This is a genomic window from Bradyrhizobium sp. CCBAU 45394 (genome assembly GCF_028128655.1).
GTDB classification, from domain to species: domain Bacteria; phylum Pseudomonadota; class Alphaproteobacteria; order Rhizobiales; family Xanthobacteraceae; genus Bradyrhizobium; species Bradyrhizobium diazoefficiens.
Genome location: NZ_LBIX01000004.1, coordinates 88,607 through 106,095, shown reverse-complemented (window position 1 = coordinate 106,095; position 17,489 = coordinate 88,607). Strand labels below are relative to the sequence as shown.

Here is a 17,489-nt window from a genome sequence, read left to right as displayed (position 1 = left end):
TGGCGATCGTCAATGCCGGTAAACCGCCGATCACGGAGCCCGGTCTCGAAGGAGCCTCTGTAGAGCGTGCCGTTAGGAAAGGTCTGCTGAGCGCGGTCAAGCATGGGAGCGACCAGCGCGTCGGACCGTTCTCGCAATCTGAGCTCTGTCGTGGAGGCGTCCCCTCAAAATCGCGGATGTCGGTCTTCCAGACGCGACCATCACGATCCGGCTGTGCTTGACCGCTGCCGGCTCCTCACGAGCTCTGGCCATGAGCGAGGCGCTGAGAGCACATTGCCGCGTTCGACGCGATCGAGAGGAATACGATCGAATGATTAATCATCGACCATATCTCTAGTAATCGCTCCTTCCTCTGTCGCGCGCCCCGTCCTATACGCCATCCTCCGATAAAGGCAGAGATATGCGTTACACATCGCATCGAGCGAGAATGCTGTTTCAACACGCCGACGCCCTTCGATACCGAATTGACTGGCAAGCGCTCGGTCATCGAGGAGTCTGAGCACACGATCGGTCAACATTCCAGCGTCGTGGCTCGGCACAAGAAATCCCGTCTGTCCGTCCAGGACCAATTCAGGAGTGCCCCCATCGTTTGTTGCAACGATCGGCTTACCCAATGCCATGCATTCGGTGATTGCGTTGGAGATGCCTTCCCCGTGCAGACGGTTGTTGGTGGCGAGTACCCCCACAGTGAAGAGATTAGCGATGCTCTCTATATCTTTCCGCCGCCCCAGAAACTTTATACGCGGCGAATGTTCTGGTGGAACGCTATCGCGCACTCGCGGCAACATCTTGCCGCTGCCAACAGCCAGAAAAGTAACATCGTCCCTAAGGCGGCAAATGCGGCACGCCATCTCGACAAAGGTTGCGTAATCTTTTCCGGGCCTGAAGTTAGCAACCATCCCGACAATGTGGGGGGTCGTGATGCCCAGCGTGCTACGAAGCTCTGTTCCGTCCGTTAAGTTAAGGACTCTCGCAGGATTAAACCCATTGTAGATCGATAGACCTTTGCGCTCGGGAATATGGTAGGCAGCTAGGCCCGCGCGCGAATTGGCGACGACAATGTCTGAAAATGGGACTGTCAGCTTGCCCATTACATAGTCTTTATTCCACAGCGTCAGATGCGACGGCGCGTCTCGCACGAAGCCATTGACGAAAGCCGCGCCGCACAATTTCGCAACTGGAGCAGCATAAATGGAGCATATGGAGCCCCATGAGTGGACGATATCAATTTTCAAACTAGAGGTCAGATCGTACAAACTCTTGAAAAGGTGCAAATCCCTCCTGCCTTTGCGAAGGAGCGGAATGTATTGCGCATGTTCACTGTCAATTTCGAATTGATCATCCTCCTCATAGATAACCGCGACGAATGACTCAATGTCGCGATGAGGGGAGAGTCCCCCCAAAAGTTCGACGATTTGCCGTTCTTTCCCTCCCCGGCCTATGCATTCAGTGAAGTGTAGTATACGCATCTCAGCGCTCTCCCACGTGGACTGATTCAGTCCAAGTCGCAACGGGGCGGTTCACCACGAAATTCAACGTTCAAGCGCGCTCGATGTAAAGCTTCTCATTTGCAGCATGCGAGCCGCCGCCGCTTGAATGCCGCTCATGCGAACCTCGAACCTGATCCTCGTATCGAATGGCCCCCCAACGCCGACACGAGGAAGCGCAAAACGATCTGATTTGCTATCGGATACTTGCCCACTCCGCGTCGTTACTGCGGTCGAAAAGCCGATTTCCTTCGCGAGATGTGCTTCGCGGGGACCACATGCTTTAGAGTCGCCGTAAGGATAAGCGAAGTGCCGAACCGGAAGCTGCAGCAATTGTTCCAGATAGCAGCGGTTATCCGCCATTTCGGCCCGCGCTGAAAGAACGTCCAGGGCCGACAGTGCTGCGTGCGAAACGGTGTGCCCGCCAATCGACGCGAGAGGATGCTGGGCCAGCTTTTGAAGCTCGCGTTCATTGAGGAAATACGCCTCGTTCAAAGCCGATAGCGATATACCCGCCTTTTTGAACGTTGAGGCGAGCGTTTCAACTCGGTTATAGTCTTGGTGAATCCACTCAATGACCTTGTTTAAGCCCGACACCTTTTCGTGAAACTCCGGACAGTGGAGGCGCATGCCCATCGCGTCGATCGTAACCGCGTCTCCAATGCGAAACAATTCGCGCAATCCCAGCCACCACGATTGCAGCGTTCGTGTTGGAGCGCCGGTGGGAACGTACATCATGAACGGGGCGTTGTTTCGCTCGAGGATTGGAAGCGCGGTCGCGAGATTGTCTCTATAGCCGTCGTCAAAGGTAATCACCGCATAGCGACGTGGTCCAGGATCCGTGGCCAATCGCTCGAGGCATGTTTCGAAACTGACGATCTCCCACCCTTCCTGACGCAGCCAGTTGAGTGAATGTTCGAAAAGGGCAACTGAGGTCCCGGTCGTCAGCTCCGAGCGATAATCTTGTTGAATCTCATGGAACATCAGAATAGCTGCCCTGCCGGCAAAGATCCTGCGGCAGGTTGGCATTAGCCCAGACCGATGAGCCAAGTGGATCATGCCGTCCTTGAGAGCCTGCTTCATGCTAACCCTCGATTGGTCGGCGCTGAAATGCCTCTTCGAGGCTCCGTTGGTCGGTGAAGGTCCAGCCGTCGCATTGTCGTCATCCGCTCCGCAGCAAACGCTTGCCCACTGCCTTTGCCCTGAGGTTGGAGAGAACGTCGTCATATACCCCGACGATCTTTTCCACCGTGAGCACCTGATCGTATCTCGCCATTGCCGCCCGACCCCGGAACTCGCTGCTCCGCGACCAGTCAAAAACCTCTCGAAGGTTGCGGGCAATCGTGCCGGCGTCCTGCGGACAGATCCGCGTTCCCGCGATGCCGTTTAACAGCTCGCCAACGTCGCCGACGTCCGTCGCCACCACCGGACGATTGCACGCGAGAGCTTCCTTGATAGAGGTCGGCGACCCCTCATAATCCGAGCAGAGAAGCAGGGCGTCGGCCGCGCTGTAGCACCACGGCATTTCGCCGTTCGGCACATTGACAACCGTCATCAACTCCGCGTCGACGCCTTCCTGCACGAGTCGCTCGATTGACGCTCTTGCAAGATCGTATCTCTTCTCAGGGCGCGCCGGATCAAATGGAAACAGAACGATATGCTTGTCTTTCGGCCACCCCAGCCGTGCTCGTGCTTTATCGCGATCGTACGGCTTGAATACGCCGAGGTCGACCCCGCAGGGAATCACGATTCCCGGAATCCGTCTCCGCAGCTCCTCCGAAACGACTATGACGGCATCGGCGAAATGCGACACGGCCCGCGTGCTCAACCTTTCAAAGATGCTCTGCCCAATTACGTCGGTCCCGTGCAGCGTGATGACGAGCGGCGCCCGCAATCGAAACATTGCAGGATATGCCGAATAACCGTAATGCGCATGGACGATGTCGTATGCCACCGCGCTCGTCATTCGCACGACATCAAGAGTGCATCTCAGGTAATTCATCTTGGACTGGGATCCGAGAATATCGATGACGTCGACCGTGTGGCCAAACCGGCGCAGCTGCTCCACCTGCTGGCACACGAAGGCTCCGGAGCCCGGCCTCTGCGGACTCGGATACATATTGGTGACACAGAGGATTCTCACGATTGGTGTTCCCTCGACGCTTGGCACGAACTGCCATCGAGTCACTGGTCCGCGTCGCTAACCTCGTTGAGCCGTCGTCGGATCCCCGCCGGAACGCCCATCACGAGCGCACCGTCGGGCACGTCCTTCGTCACCACCGCGCCGGCGCCGACGACGGCGCCAGCGCCGATTCTGACGCCTGGCAGCAGGTTGGCTCCCAGGCCGATTGCCGCGCCGCGCGCGATATGGGGCCCGAGCATGGGCGAACCGTCGTAACCGTTGCGGCCGATCGCATTGTCGTTCGAAGTGCCGACGCAACCCGAAATGAACACGTCGTCTTCGATCGTCATATTGCCCGCCAGCCAGGTATGATCCTGCACCCGAACGCGGTCGCCAATTCGCGTATTGTAGTTGATCGTGACGTAACGTCCGATGACGGTCTTCGAGCCGATCCGCGATTGTTCACGGATCGAGGCGCCATCCCCGACCAGGGTCCCCGCGCCGAGCGAGACGTCGTAGAAAATCACCGCGTGCGGTCCGATCGAACAATCTGCGCCGATATCGACCCACGCCTCGAAATGCGGCGGGCGCGACAACGCGCCGGCACCTTTGGGCGCCTTGCCGATATAGGCTCCCGGAAAGATCTCGACGTTGTCGCCGATTCTAGCGCCGCTCTCAATCACGACATGCGGGTGAATGACCACCCCGTTGCCAATCGTAACACCAGGCCGCACCACGGCGAACTCGGCGATCGTCACGGCCGCACCGATGGCCTCGGTCTGGACCACCGCCCATGCGCTGATTCGATTCATCGGCACTCCTTCCCGCCGTCGGCGCTCAGCGCGGCGGGCGAATACGTCGGCCTCCGCTGCGCGATCTTGTGACCGTGCCGCTCGGCTGCAGCGCGCGCAATCGCGGCGACATGGCGTACCGCGTCGCGTGTGAGTTCGGGAAACATGGGCAGGGACAATGATCGAGCGGCCATCGCTTCGCAGCACGGCAAGTCGCCCTGCCTGTAGCCGAGATGTGCGAGAGCTGGCTGTAGGTGGAGCGGCAACGGATAGTGGATCCCGGTTGCCACGCCGGCCTCGTCGAGCTTGATCCGCATTGCGTCCCGCTCGTTCGTGGTGATCACATACAAATGGTAGACGTGCGTCGAGCCCTTTCGAACGAACGGCGTCTCGATCCCAGATTGCGCCAACTCCCCCGCGTACCACTCCGCAGCGCGCCGCCGATTGGCGTTCCATTCATCCAGACGCCGGAGCTTGATCTGCAGGATTGCCGCCTGGAGAGCGTCGAGCCGGCTGTTGAACCCGATCTCGGCGTGGCTGTAGTGGGTGGTTCGACCGTGGTCACGCAATCGTTCTATCCGCTCGGCGATTGCGGCACTGTTGGTGGTGATCGCTCCCCCGTCGCCATAGGCCCCGAGGTTCTTCGCCGGATAAAACGAGAAACATGCGACGTCGCCGAGCGCCCCGGTTCGGACCCCCCGATATTCCGCTCCGTGTGCCTGGGCCGCGTCTTCCACTACATAGAGCCCGCGCCGCCGCGCGATGTCCTTGATTGGACCCATGTCAGCCGGCTGTCCGAAGAGGTGGACTGCGATAATCGCTTTTGTGCGATCCGTTACGGCGCGCTCGATCATCGTGGGATCGATCGTGTAGGTCTCCGGATCGATGTCGACAAATACGGGGCGCGCTCCCGTCGCCGCGATGGCGGCCGCAGTGGCGATGAAGGTATGGGCGGTCGTAATCACCTCGTCGCCGTGACCAATACCCAAGGCCCGTAGCGCCAGATGAATCGCGTCCGTGCCGTTCGCCACGCCGCGCGCATGGCGCACCTGGCAATACGCGGCGAAATCTTTCTCAAACGAGGCAAGCGCCTCGCCGCCTATGAACTGCGTGGAGTTGAGAACACCCCGAATTGCTTCGGCTACCTCGTCTCTTATCGTCTCATATTGCGCTTTAAGATCGACAAACGGAATTTGCATTTTCGAACCTCACGAGAATCCGTCTTTGTGTCTTGAGAACGTCAGCGGGCCCCGTGCCCCCGCAGCACCGCGGGAAACGTCAGGGCAATCAACTTCAGGTCGGTCCATAAGGTCCAGTTCATTGCATAGTCGACGTCCATCTCGAGCATCACTTCGGGGCTGACACGACCCCGACCGCGCACCTGGCAAATTCCGGTTATTCCGGGCCTCACAATGTGACGCTTATGGTGCCAGTCGCGGAAGTGTTCGAGTTCATAAGGAATCGCGGGCCGCGGACCGACGATGCTCATGTCGCCCCGCAATACGTTGAGGAATTGAGGCAGCTCGTCGAGGCTGGTTCTCCGCAGCCACCGTCCGACGCGCGTCACGCGAGGATCGTCTGTCAGCTTGTACGGGGCGGCGGGGTCGTTCGACAGGGGTTGCTTTGCCCAGGCCCTCCGGATCGCCTCGCGATGGATGTTTTCGTCGGCGTTGTGTTGGAGTGTCCGGAATTTGAAGCAGTTGAACGGTTTCTCGTCTCGCCCGATCCGACGTTGGCGAAACACCGCTGGTCCTGGACTGTCGAGATGGATTGCTATCCACACCACCACGAAGACGACGGACAGCAACACGATGGCGAGAACGCTGATCACGACGTCGAGCGCCCGCTTGCCAAATTCCCGCGGGGTTGTCTTCCGTCGCGTGGCTTCATGCAACGGCAATTTCTGGACCCCCCGCCGGCATGTTACGCCGCCGAACCATCCGGTGATCGTTGCCGTTGCTACTGTGCTTGTGCTTCAGCCGTAGACACGCCGATGCCGCCTCGAGCGCTTCGACAACGCGCAGCCCGTGAAGTCCGTCCGCGCGCGGCCTTTCCCCCGTTATGATCGAATTGACGAAGTCGAGTACCTCGAGTTTCAGCGGTTCGCTGCTGGATATCGCGGGTATATGAACGTCGCCATGATGATAGGCCGACTGAAAGTCGGCGTAGGAGTCGCCGTCGATCCTCGGCCTGAATCGCTTCTGGTATACGCGCACTTTCTCGGACGGCTGCACGTCATCGAACACCAGCATCGCATCGCTTCCGACGATCGTGATTTGGCGTACTTTTACCGGGTCCAACCAGGAAACATGCACATGGGCCGTCGGGCCGCTCTTGAAGCCCATCTTGGCGTAAACAACATCCTCGACGTTGGGCAGAACGTGCGCGCACCCCCAGGCGCCGATGGTTTGCGGCACTTCCTCCAGCAGGCAGAAGATGATCGAGAGGTCGTGCGGCGCCAAGTCCCAAAGGACATTGGCGTCCTGCCGGTAGAGACCGAGATTCAGACGCCGCGAGTCAATGTAATAAAGCTCGCCGAGAGAGCCGCTCTGGATCATCTGGCGCATGACACCGACCGCCGGGTGATACTCGAACGTGTGCCCGACCATCAGCACGCGCTTGCGCGCTTCGGCGATCGCATTCAACTCCCGGCATTGCGCGCTCGTCATGGCCAACGGCTTCTCGACGAGCACGTGCTTTCCGGCCTGGAGGATCGCTCGCGCCAATTCAAAATGCGTCTCTACAGGGGTGGCGACAATGACACCGTCTATAGAGGGGTTATTCAGTACCGCGCCGATATCACGCGAAACAGCCACAGAAGGGTATTGTGAGCGGATATATTCCAATCTGTCAGGACGCGGATCAACCGCCATCGACATCCTTGCATCGCGTACGTCGCAGCTGACGCGGATGTGTTTCGAACCCCAGTAGCCGCAACCGATGACCGCGAGCGACGGGCCGCCGTTCGCGATCTGAACTTTCACGTCCTCACGATCACGGGTATTCGCCATGTTGGCTCCTTGTCTGCGAGTGTCGATTCAAGATAGCCGATTGGGCGTGCGCGCTGCTGAAGCACACGGGTTACGATCTACGCTCTTTTGGGGTACACAGGTCGGAATACCCCCCGTGCTTGCGCGTGCTGTGGCCTTGACAAGGCGGAGCCGGGCGACGCAGCTGCGGGGTAGGACCCAAATTACTTTTTGCGTCGAATCGCGCCGGGATCGGTCCACTCAATTAACACGGAGCTTTGCCGACGCGCCGCAGCATTCGAATTCAGGCCGCTGTGCTTGCGTCGGGTCAAAGGCGCTGAAGACCGACCTTGTTCGTTGCTTCGCGCACGACGCTGTCCGTCTCGGCAATTCCGGCGAGCGAATTGATACCGGCAGGGTCGCTGACGCTGTGGGATTCCAAGCGCCGTTGACAGCAGCCGATCAAGAGCAGGGCCTCGGCGTCGTCACCGGCCTGGCAGGCAAATAGGCGGAAGGGGAGGCGCCGAGGACCGGCAGGAAGGGCAGGACCATGACTTTCCATCATGCAGTACGGCAACTTGTTATGGTGGCAAGCAGCAGCTGCAACTCCGTTCTCTTGACGGTCCCGGCTCGCACTCATCCATCAGTCGTTCGGTTTCGGCAGACATCGTGGCGCTTCGACGGGCATGGAGCGTCTCACCGGCGAGAAATTCCTCAGCGGCTTGGCGTTTGAACGCGATTCTGTATGTGCGGCATGTGCGGTGCTTGGCAATGGGTTTGCACCACAATTTGTCCCCGCGTACTCACAAATGGGTACCCAATCAGCCGTCGGCAGCAACCCTTTTGCCTGCCCTGGCTGGGCGCGCCCGAACGCTACTCTAAGGGCAGTGGAAGTGAGGGACTACAATGAGACGTGCGATGTTTGAACTTGGCTACGTCGGTATGACAGTCGCCGCCTGCCTCTCCAGGATGGCGACGAAGTCATTGGCGTCTGAGCGCAACGAAGAATGTGAGCCAACAAACGCCTAGCGCCCCGGACGATCTCACAACATGAGCCTTATCGTGGAGCTTTCCCGTCAGATCGCGGAGTTTGTCGACCCCGCTCAAGCGACGCCATGGTCGTCTCGCGAAGGGTGATGCGACAGTCCAGGATGGAACGAGGCACCATGGACACAGGTTCTTCGATCGCGCTCTTGCTCCGCAGCGACGACACTCCATTGCCCGACGATTGCAATCTGTCGGAAATCCTCGAGTTTTTTGGAATCCCATGGATGGCGCTGACAGTCAGCGAAGCGAACGAGGGCAATGTAGCCTCGCTGATGGCAAGTCATCCGCAGTTCTCCGTCCTGACTTCCGCGTCATGTCTCGCCGAAGCCCTGCGGCCCTGCAAGGCCGGAACGTTTCCGGACTGGTTGGCGGCAGCTACTTCCGTGTTCGTCTATGGATTTCAAGCTGCGGATCGCGGCAGGGCTCTGTTGCGCCAGATCACTGGAGACCCGGACGCGGAGATCGACGGCATTGAGGCGCGGCCAACAACCGTGTTCGTCACTGATACTTTTCCAGACATGTGCGGTCCAATGTCGGCCCTGCAGATTCAACTGGAGCCCGGCGCCGCGGATGCTGCGCTTGTCATCCGGGATGATGGCGAATTGCAGAGCATCCTCGGGGCACCCGAGGGGCACCTGTTCGTCGGATTTGCTAATGCCGGCGTGCGCTTCTTTGCCGATGCTTCACTGGCGATGGTGGACATTTGCGAACGCGCTGCGACCTATTTCGATGTGAAGAAGCGCTTTGCTGGTGCGGTGCCCGTCGTTATGTATCTGAAGTGGTCGTTCCGCGACGTCTGCTGGACCACCTCCGAAACAAACGCGTGCCTGATCATCGATGATCCACCTCTGTGGCCACGGTACGGCTTTCTCGACTTTGGCGAACTTTTGCGGTTGGCCGACAAGCAAACGTTCGCGACGACTGTCGCCTTCATTCCATGGAACTGGCGGCGAACAAATCGCGACACCGTTGCCGCCTTTCGGCGAAACAGCGGAAAGCTGTCCGTCTGCGTGCACGGCTGCGATCACACCCGTGGTGAATTTTCAGCCCGTTCAGCGGACCTGCTCGACAGAAGGCTGAAGACCGCCAGGCGTCGGATGAAATCCCTGCTCAACGAGACCGCGCTTGATCATGAAAACGTGATGGTTTTCCCGCAAGGGGCATTCTCGCCCGAGGCAGCGTCCGCTCTCAAGCGAAATGGCTTCTTCGCGGCAGTGAACACGGAAGTCGCACCAGCCGATGACGCGTCGAACGAAACGACACTTGCAGACCTGTGGAGTGTCGCCATCGTCCGGTATGGGGGATTCTCGATTTATACCCGGCGGTACATCCACCACGGCATTGAGAACTTCGCATTTGACGGAATCCTGGGCAAGCCGTGCTTTGTTGCCGGGCATCACGACATTTTCCGAGACCACGGTAGCCAACTGGCGGAGTTCCTCCAACAGCTTGCATCCTTGCGGTGGAAACTCTGTTGGCGGACCCTCGGGGACGCCGTCTGCCGCAGCTACGGCATTCGCCCTGACGACGGAACGATCACAGTAAAGATGTTTGCTGAGCAACTCCGCATCGAAAACGGGGAGGCGATGGCGCGACGGATCCTAGTCGTGAAGCAAGAACCACAGATCGCTTCTTTGAAAGAAGTTACAGTCAACCAGGACGCTGTCGCGTACGAATACGGGGATGGATGTGTTCGAGTGGTCGTCGATATCCCGCCCGGCAGGGCGGCGGACATACGCTGCGTTCATCACGAGCGGCCGGATGCTTGCCCGGATTCAGAATCGGTCTCATACCGGATTCAGGTTGCGGTTCGGCGGTATCTGTCCGAACTTCGTGACAATTACGGGCACCTCTTTCGTTTTGGCGTATAGCCGAGAGGCGGACCGCAACGAGCGTGATTATGTGCACGAAGCTCCCAGTATGGCGCTCCTTGCAGATCGGCAGGTCTCAAGTGTTGATCGCAGCCAAGTGTCTCGGCGAGGGCACGCCCAAGGCCACGTGACCACTCTTCTGCCTGTCTTCTCTTCGTCACAGCCAGAATAGGTAGCCCAAAAAAGTGGAGGTTCTGCGCGGATGAGTTGAAGCTCACCCCGGACGAAAGAATACACTCGGGTGCCGGGTCCGAATGATTGGATCCTTCCTTTAAAGACGCACGATGCGCTTCGGTGGTTGGCGCGTGAAGGCGTCATAGGGGGCTGATCGACATATTGTCTCTGAATCAGAACGTCGACCTTGCAGGCATGAGTAGCCGCCAGCGTTTCCAGCAGAACGGAATGCTTGAAGGATTAAGATGAAGATTGCGGTGTTCGGACTTGGTTACGTCGGCATGACGACGGCCGCTTGCCTCGCCAGGCAAGGCCACGAAGTCGTCGGTGTCGACGTCAACGATGAAAAGGTGGCGATCGTAAATGCGGGTAAATCGCCAATCACGGAGCCTGGTCTCGATCAACTTGTAGAGCGCGCTGTCAGGAAGAATTTGCTGAGCGCGACGAAGGACGCGAGCGGGCATCTCGATAGTTGCACCATGGCCATAGTCTGTGTGGGAACGCCCAGTGCGCCGGACGGATCTCACAATATGAGCTTCATCGCGGAAGTTTCCCATCAGATCGCGGAGTTAGTCGGCCCCACCCGCGCGACGACGTTGACTCTCGTATTTCGCTCCACAATGCGGCCCGGTACCATCGAGGAACTGGTCCTCCCGATCTTCGAGAGCGCATTGAGAGACAGGATGGACCTGGTCGAGGTTGTCTATAACCCCGAATTCTTGCGCGAATCCGTGGCGATCGATGACTTCCTCAATCCACCGAAGATCGTGATTGGGACGAAGGACGGAGAGAGGTGCGCGGCTCTTGACGAGTTGAACGCAAATATCGCGGCGCCGGTCTTCTACACGAATTATCGCGCGGCGGAGATGACAAAATTCGTCGATAACTCGTTTCACGCAGTAAAGATTGCCTTTGCCAATGAAGTCGGTCGCGTTTGCGACAAGCTCGGTATTAGCGCGACGACTGTCCATAAGATCTTTGTCTCGGATACAAAGCTCAACATCTCACCCTACTATTTGAGGCCAGGTGGCGCATTCGGCGGTTCCTGCCTGCCGAAAGACGTTCGCGCGCTCCAACACATCGCAAGTGACGTCGGGGCACATACTTGGCTAGTGGATTCGGTTCTCAGATCGAATGATGAGCACAAGAATTTCCTGTTTGAGAATTGCCTGAAGGCCGTTCCGGCGGGCGGGCGGGTGCTCATGCTCGGGCTTGCCTTCAAGGAGGACAGCGACGATCTTCGCGAGAGTCCCAATATCGACTTGGCTCGCAAATTCCTCCGGTTGCACGTTGGCTTGTCGATATACGATCCGCACGTCGAGCCGTCGAAATTGCTGGGGCAGAATCTTGGCTATGCATTCTCCAATTTGCCTGCGCTCCGCAAGTTGCTAGTCCCGAAGTCGGTCGCCGAGTCGGAGCTGTTCGAACTCGTCATCGATACCAGAGGGTGGGCGAAGCATATGGCGCTACATGCGAGGCAGATCATTGATGTCAACACTCTCTCGTGACGATGGCGTTGCGCGCCACGATCAAGCGAGTGTTGGTTCGGTTCGCCGCCGGGTGCTTATCATCGTCGAAAATCTTCCAGTGCCGTTCGATGGCCGAGTGTGGTCGGAAGCCACGACATTATCGCGGCATGGCTATGAAGTGTCTGTAATTTGTCCGAAGGGACCGGGCGCAACGGCCTCCTTTGAGATTATCGAGGGAATCTCGGTCTATCGCCACTGGTTGCCGGTAGAAGGTAGTGGGGTGCTGGGCTATCTCGTCGAGTACAGCGCGGCACTATTTTGGGAGTTCGTGCTGAGTGTGAAAATTCTCACAACGCGCGGGTTTGATGTGATCCACGCGTGCAATCCGCCGGATCTCATTTTCATAGTTGGTGCATTTCATAAGTTTCTATTCGGAAAATCGTTCATTTTCGATCACCACGATATCAACCCGGAGCTTTACGAGGCAAAATTCGGGCGTCGTGGTTTTCTCTGGCGGGTTATGGTTCTACTTGAGCGGATTACATTCGCATTGTCGGACGTATCGATAGCAACCAACCACTCATATCGCACCATTGCCATTGAACGAGGGCGAATGAAGCCAGATCGGGTGTTCGTTGTGCGCTCCGCTCCGAACTTTTCGCGCGTGCGCTCACTTCCACCAGACCCGGCTTGGAAGAAGGGACGGAAATTCCTTGTCGGATATGTAGGTGTTATTGCCAGGCAGGAGGGGATCGATCTGCTACTGGAGGCAATCAAGCACATCCGCTGGACACGAAACCGCGACAATGTCCAGTTCGTCATTGTCGGGAGTGGGCGGGAATTGGAGGAGATCAAGAAGCTTGCAATGGCCCTTGAAGTGGACGAATTGGTTACGTTCACGGGTCGTGTCGATGATGCGACACTATTCACCATACTCTCCACGGCAGACGTCTGCGTAAATCCGGACCGCCCTAGCTCGATGAACGACAAATCAACGATGCACAAGATCATGGAGTATATGGCGCTGGGTAAGGCTATTGTGCAATTTGACCTGACCGAGGGCCGTTTTTCGGCAGGAGAGGCATCTTTATATGTACAGAATTCGGATACTGCGGAGTTCGGCGACAGGATACTGGAACTTGTAGATGATCCGGTGCGGCGCGATGCGATGGGTGCATTCGGTCAGAAAAGGATCCACGACGAACTCGCTTGGCACCACGAGTCGACAAAGCTTTTGGGTGCTTATGAAAAAGTATTCAAACTTAGGGGGAAATGCGGATAGGACCTATTCTGTTCGCATCTCAGCCAGCCTTCGATGATACCGCGCAGCGAGGCTGCGCACCGTCAGTCAGGGTCGTCGTGACGAGACAGGCGTTGACGATTCGATTGTTAACATCAAATTTCGGTAACGGACGGCACTCGTCTCGCGCGCCGTCGAGCGATAGATGCCGTATTCCCAATAGGTACCTTGCCCATAACCCAGCGGCCCCTGGTAGTTCACAACCTGTTTGGCGTTGATCCAGACGTCCAGGTACCCGCTGCCGCTGTTGGAAAAATTGGCTCGAACGCGAATGTCGTTGTAGACGCCAGTCTGAATCGGATTCGGGTCGGTCCAGAGCGTCAGCATATGGAGAGCGGATGAGGAATTGCTGGGATTCCCACCGGGCTGAACATAGCGGGCGACGATTTGCAGACGGTCGCCGTCCATCTGGACCGCGAACGGAGGTGAGGTCCCCACGCCGCTCGCAATGTCGTCATTGTGCATTTGACCGACGACAAACCAGCCGTTCGATCTGTTTTGAGTATTTACAAATGACCCGTTGGGCCCATTGGCCTCCACCATGAACTGATAGTCCATGCCAATCGGAGTGCCGGGCGGGATCACCGCACCCCAGCTGGTCGGGACGCCCATCGACTCATTCTGAATTTCAGAGCGATCACAGTTTGAGCCATCACCACCCGCTGCCCAATTGTCGCCCTTCTGGACCTCGAACCGCAGGGTCTGCGGATCGGGGCTGGTTATACTATAGCTCTTACCCGCCGTCTCAATGTGGTAGACGTCGCCACCAATGAGAAAGCGGGTCTGCGACTTAGCCGAAAGCGACGTAACCGATGGAGCAGTTGTTCTATTTGCAGGCTGCGATGGAGCGCTCGTATCGCCGGCGATATCGCTGTGGGTGGCGGCAGAGCTGTGAGTATCGTCGAACAGGCTCTCGGCCTGCAAATTCCACGAACCACCTGCGTCTGCTATCCTCGTATCGAGGGATGTCGATCCATCAGAGATGTTCGCGATGCTGCCTGCCAGCGCAAGGATAAGGGGTATCGTTATTGTCATTGCTATCCCGCTTGTCTGTAGGCGACTTGTAGTCTGAGCAAGAATACAGCAACGCTCTGTCGTGAAATTCGGTCAGCCTACTGCCGTATCAATGCTTGGTCCCGCGTGAAAGGAACTCATTCAAATCACGATACAATTTTCGACTGATCCAATCGAAGGAAAATAAGGACTACCGCAGGCATGAGCCCCCGAGGAATGCATCACGAATTGTATGGCGATGTGCAGAATGCGAGGCAACACGGTGCGCACCGAGCATCACGCCTCGTGGCCGGATCCGAAGCTGATGACCGGACGGTTCGGCGCGAACAGCGTCTCGGCCTGGAGCAATGGCGACATGACGATCCTCGCTCCTGGCGCAGCGGTTCACACCCTGGCTTCGGACAGAGGCCCAGGCAGTCCGCTCCGGGTGTTCCTCGCGATAGAGACGGAACTGCTGTGGTTCATGACAAGTCCCTCATGGCGCATCAGCACGAACAGGCGGCGATAGCCGAAGCGACGGCGAACCGCTGGAAGCTCGCGCAACCAATTCCGCACAGCCTTATCGCCAGATAGTTAGCACGGTAGCGAACCGAGCTTCGATCCGCGCCGGTGACCCACACGCCCGCCGTTCGCTTACATCGAACTGCTGGGCAAATGAGCGACGGCCTCTCGCGCTGCGGCCGGCGTCAGCATCTTTTCAGCCGCATCCTTCAGCGAGGTCATGTCGAGCGTAGAGCTTGCGCCAGCAGCTTCTTCAGCTCCGCGTTATCGTCCTCAAGCGCCTGCAGCCGCTTGGCGTCGGAAACCTCCAGCCCGCCGTACTTGGCCTTCCATTTGTAGAACGTCGCGCTCGAGATCCCGTGCTTGCGGCAGATATCGGCGGTCGTCGCACCCGCGTCCTGCTCCGGAAAAATCCCGATCATCTGCTCTTCCGTGAAACGGCTCGGCATCATGGGTGCAGTTTGCGGGGCTCAGACCACACCTCGTAGGTAACCCCAATTATCCGCCAAAACCGCTTCTTATCCGCCAAAACGGCTTCGGGACTGCTGAACACCTGATATGCATTTGGCTATGCTCGTTCTTGAACGGCTACGAACCTTTGACTTCGCCCGGGGGAAGAGATGACGCGCGTCGAGCAGACAGCCAGAGCTTTTCTTTGGTGCGACTGATTTATCGCCGCCTCTTCGATGTCGGTGACCGGACCAATTACGCAGCAAGGCCCATGTCGGAATCCCGCGGTATCAGGCACGACCTGTGGAGATGCGATCGTCAGCGCGTTCGCTGCACGTTTCCATTGCACTACTACGCAGGAAGTACGAAGGCCTTGCTGGAGGAGGCCGCACGCATGAGGCGCGCGAGCGGAGGTCTCGGAGTCGACACCCAATGGGGCGCGGCAGCGAATTTTCCGAACTCGTCCTTTGCGCTCATCTCGATTGCATCAGCGGTCATGGCTATCGGTACGTTGACCGGCCAGCCTCTTGGCAATGCGCTTCTGTCCAACGTCGTGACCTCGCGCGCACGCGAGCCCGTTGCAGCACAAGAGCTTTATGAGACAATTTGGGCATGAGTATATCCACAAATCTCGAGGAAAAGGCTCCCCCGCGCGATGGCTCGCTCAAAAGCCGGGGGACCGTGATTCACGTTGGCCGCGCCATCTCGGTCGTCTTCTATGTCACCGTTGCCGGCCGGCTGCTCGGCATCGTCAGCCAGGTGCTCACGGCCTCGGCCTTTGGCGCTGGCCCCACCATGGACGCCTATACGGTGGCGCTGATCGTGCCCACAACCATTTCTGGCATCCTGACCGCGGCGGTAGGCGCGGCATTGATTCCGGTCTTTGTGGACTACCGCGAAAACAAAGGCGAGGCGGAGTCCATGCGCCTGCTCTGGGCAGCGATGACGCTGGGCACGCTGATTGCGCTGGTGGTGACGGCGGCGCTGGTCGCGGGCGCGCCGCTGGTGGTGACGGTCTTCGCCCGGCAGATGGATGCCCCCACGCAGGCGCTGGCGGTCGTCCTCCTGCGCTTCTTGGTGCCCGTGCTCTTGTTGCAAGTGCTGGTGACGCTGGTCGGCTCCGTTTTGAATGCCTATGGGCGGTTTGCTGTGCCATCGCTGGCTCCCGTCACGATTACCCTGAGCACCATCGCGTTTTTGCTGTTTGCGCGTTCCTGGGGCATCTACGCCCTGGGCTGGGCTACGATTGTGGGTTATTCGCTGAATCTCTTGCTGGTCGTTGTTGCCTATCTGCGCATGGGTCTGCGCTTTCATTTCGATTTTTCCTGGCGGCATCCGGGCATTCAGCGCATCGCCGCGCTTTCCACGCCCGCGCTGATTGGGGCGCTGCTGGTCAACGGCAACAATCTGGTCGATCAGTTTATGTCTTCGCTCCTGCCGCCGGGCAGCATCGCCTCGCTCAGCTACGCGATCAAGCTGGTGGAGATGCCCTCGGGGATCTTTTCTACGGCGCTCTCCACGGCGCTTTTGCCGATCTTCGCGTTGCATGTGGCCCGCCGCGAATTTTCGCTCTTAACCACCACCTTCCGCCAAGCGGTCATTTTTTCCGCAATCATCCTCTTGCCCGCCGGCGCGCTGCTGAGTTCGTTGTCGCGCCCGGTGGTGGAGGGTTTCTATCACCATGGCAACTTTAGCGCGCAGGCCACCGATGTGGTGGCGACCGCCGTGATGTTTCTCGCGCCGAATATATTCATCGTGACCTACGGCTTTATCAACGGACGGATCTATAACGCCCTGCAAGACAATCGTACGCTGCGCAACGTTGCCGTGCTTTCGCTGGTGCTCAACGCCGTCCTCGACTATCTGCTGATGCAAATCTGGGGCGTAGCAGGCATAGCGTTCTCTACCACGCTGACTTATCTGATTGGCGCGCTGACGCTGCTGCTCATTCTCAACAGACGGCTGCAAGGGCTGCGCCTGCCGCAGCTAGGCCTTTCGCTGACCAAAACCGCGGTGGCGGCAGCGTTCCTGTGGCTGACATGCGCGCTGTTGGCGATGCTGCCCCAGGTGGCCGCACTGCCGCTGCTGGCACAGATCGCCTTGCCGAGCGCCGCGGGCCTGGTGATCTATGCTGCGCTGCTGCTGGCCTTGCGCGTGCCAGAGGTCGGCGAGCTCTGGGCCATGCTGTCCAGTCGACTACCCTGGGGCTGCGTGCGGGCAAAACCCGCATAGACCGCCGATGAGCGTATCGATGTTTGCGTCCCTCGCGAGCAAGGAAGAATTTCCATGAGTGT

Annotated in this window: 13 protein-coding genes and 1 pseudogene; 5 read left to right on the top strand and 9 right to left on the bottom strand. The window is 58.4% G+C overall.

What is annotated here, in order from left to right:
- Positions 1 to 314: 314 nt before the first annotated feature.
- From WN73_RS01300 to WN73_RS01270, 7 genes are all read right to left on the bottom strand, one after another.
- Positions 315 to 1,469, bottom strand: coding sequence for a glycosyltransferase family 4 protein (locus WN73_RS01300; protein WP_271551182.1), 1,155 nt, complete (start codon positions 1,467 to 1,469; stop codon positions 315 to 317).
- A 63-nt stretch (positions 1,470 to 1,532) separates the two neighbouring features.
- Positions 1,533 to 2,570: a polysaccharide deacetylase family protein gene (locus WN73_RS01295; RefSeq protein WP_271551180.1), complete on the bottom strand. Its 1,038-nt coding sequence runs from the start codon at positions 2,568 to 2,570 to the stop codon at positions 1,533 to 1,535.
- Positions 2,571 to 2,649: 79 nt separating this feature from the next.
- Positions 2,650 to 3,567 carry a glycosyltransferase gene (locus WN73_RS01290; protein ID WP_271551178.1) on the bottom strand — a complete coding sequence of 306 codons (918 nt, stop codon included), beginning with the start codon at positions 3,565 to 3,567 and terminating at the stop codon, positions 2,650 to 2,652.
- 104 nt (positions 3,568 to 3,671) lie between these two features.
- Positions 3,672 to 4,397 carry a DapH/DapD/GlmU-related protein gene (locus WN73_RS01285; RefSeq protein WP_271551176.1) on the bottom strand — a complete coding sequence of 242 codons (726 nt, stop codon included), beginning with the start codon at positions 4,395 to 4,397 and terminating at the stop codon, positions 3,672 to 3,674.
- 20 nt (positions 4,398 to 4,417) lie between these two features.
- Positions 4,418 to 5,599, bottom strand: a complete 1,182-nt coding sequence (locus WN73_RS01280) for a DegT/DnrJ/EryC1/StrS family aminotransferase (protein WP_271551174.1) — start codon at positions 5,597 to 5,599, stop codon at positions 4,418 to 4,420.
- A gap of 41 nt (positions 5,600 to 5,640) precedes the next feature.
- Positions 5,641 to 6,294, bottom strand: a complete 654-nt coding sequence (locus tag WN73_RS01275; protein WP_246740550.1) for a sugar transferase — start codon at positions 6,292 to 6,294, stop codon at positions 5,641 to 5,643.
- Positions 6,287 to 7,411, bottom strand: coding sequence for a Gfo/Idh/MocA family protein (locus WN73_RS01270; RefSeq protein ID WP_271551170.1), 1,125 nt, complete (start codon positions 7,409 to 7,411; stop codon positions 6,287 to 6,289). Before WN73_RS01270 ends, WN73_RS01275 begins: the two co-directional genes overlap by 8 nt.
- Positions 7,412 to 8,535: 1,124 nt before the next feature.
- Here WN73_RS01270 and WN73_RS01265 point away from each other — a divergent pair.
- From WN73_RS01265 to WN73_RS01255, 3 genes are all read left to right on the top strand, one after another.
- Entirely contained in the window at positions 8,536 to 10,287 is a 1,752-nt protein-coding gene (locus WN73_RS01265; protein ID WP_271551168.1) for a hypothetical protein, read from the top strand.
- 419 nt (positions 10,288 to 10,706) lie between these two features.
- On the top strand, positions 10,707 to 11,969 hold the full coding sequence (locus WN73_RS01260; RefSeq protein WP_271551166.1) for a nucleotide sugar dehydrogenase: 1,263 nt from the start codon (positions 10,707 to 10,709) through the stop codon (positions 11,967 to 11,969).
- Positions 11,950 to 13,212, top strand: a complete 1,263-nt coding sequence (locus WN73_RS01255; protein ID WP_271551164.1) for a glycosyltransferase family 4 protein — start codon at positions 11,950 to 11,952, stop codon at positions 13,210 to 13,212. The genes WN73_RS01260 and WN73_RS01255 overlap by 20 nt, the downstream gene beginning before the upstream one ends.
- Before the next feature lie 66 nt (positions 13,213 to 13,278).
- Here WN73_RS01255 and WN73_RS01250 read toward each other — a convergent pair whose 3' ends face one another.
- Together WN73_RS01250 and WN73_RS01245 are read right to left on the bottom strand one after the other, a co-directional pair.
- A complete protein-coding gene (locus tag WN73_RS01250; protein ID WP_271551161.1) occupies positions 13,279 to 14,265 on the bottom strand; it encodes a heparin lyase I family protein in 987 nt (328 codons plus the stop codon).
- A gap of 450 nt (positions 14,266 to 14,715) precedes the next feature.
- Positions 14,716 to 15,197, bottom strand: a pseudogene (locus WN73_RS01245) (transposase); the annotation flags it as partial.
- Between the two features lie 392 nt (positions 15,198 to 15,589).
- Between WN73_RS01245 and WN73_RS01240 the strand changes: the two are divergent.
- Both WN73_RS01240 and murJ read left to right on the top strand, forming a co-directional pair.
- On the top strand, positions 15,590 to 15,811 hold the full coding sequence (locus WN73_RS01240) for a hypothetical protein (RefSeq protein WP_271551159.1): 222 nt from the start codon (positions 15,590 to 15,592) through the stop codon (positions 15,809 to 15,811).
- Positions 15,808 to 17,427 (top strand): murein biosynthesis integral membrane protein MurJ, encoded by a 1,620-nt coding sequence (murJ, locus tag WN73_RS01235; protein WP_271551157.1) that lies wholly within the window; start codon positions 15,808 to 15,810, stop codon positions 17,425 to 17,427. Before WN73_RS01240 ends, murJ begins: the two co-directional genes overlap by 4 nt.
- Positions 17,428 to 17,489 lie beyond the last annotated feature (62 nt).

Excerpts from the sequence above, each read along its gene's own strand:
- WN73_RS01300 (WP_271551182.1), bottom strand. The coding sequence starts at position 1,469 with ATGCGTATACTACACTTCACTGAATGCATAGGCCGGGGAGGGAAAGAA.
- WN73_RS01295 (WP_271551180.1), bottom strand. The coding sequence starts at position 2,570 with ATGAAGCAGGCTCTCAAGGACGGCATGATCCACTTGGCTCATCGGTCT.
- WN73_RS01280 (WP_271551174.1), bottom strand. The coding sequence starts at position 5,599 with ATGCAAATTCCGTTTGTCGATCTTAAAGCGCAATATGAGACGATAAGA.
- WN73_RS01270 (WP_271551170.1), bottom strand. The coding sequence starts at position 7,411 with ATGGCGAATACCCGTGATCGTGAGGACGTGAAAGTTCAGATCGCGAAC.
- WN73_RS01265 (WP_271551168.1), top strand. The coding sequence starts at position 8,536 with ATGGACACAGGTTCTTCGATCGCGCTCTTGCTCCGCAGCGACGACACT.
- WN73_RS01260 (WP_271551166.1), top strand. The coding sequence starts at position 10,707 with ATGAAGATTGCGGTGTTCGGACTTGGTTACGTCGGCATGACGACGGCC.
- WN73_RS01255 (WP_271551164.1), top strand. The coding sequence starts at position 11,950 with ATGTCAACACTCTCTCGTGACGATGGCGTTGCGCGCCACGATCAAGCG.
- WN73_RS01250 (WP_271551161.1), bottom strand. The coding sequence starts at position 14,265 with ATGACAATAACGATACCCCTTATCCTTGCGCTGGCAGGCAGCATCGCG.
- WN73_RS01240 (WP_271551159.1), top strand. The coding sequence starts at position 15,590 with ATGAGGCGCGCGAGCGGAGGTCTCGGAGTCGACACCCAATGGGGCGCG.
- murJ (WP_271551157.1), top strand. The coding sequence starts at position 15,808 with ATGAGTATATCCACAAATCTCGAGGAAAAGGCTCCCCCGCGCGATGGC.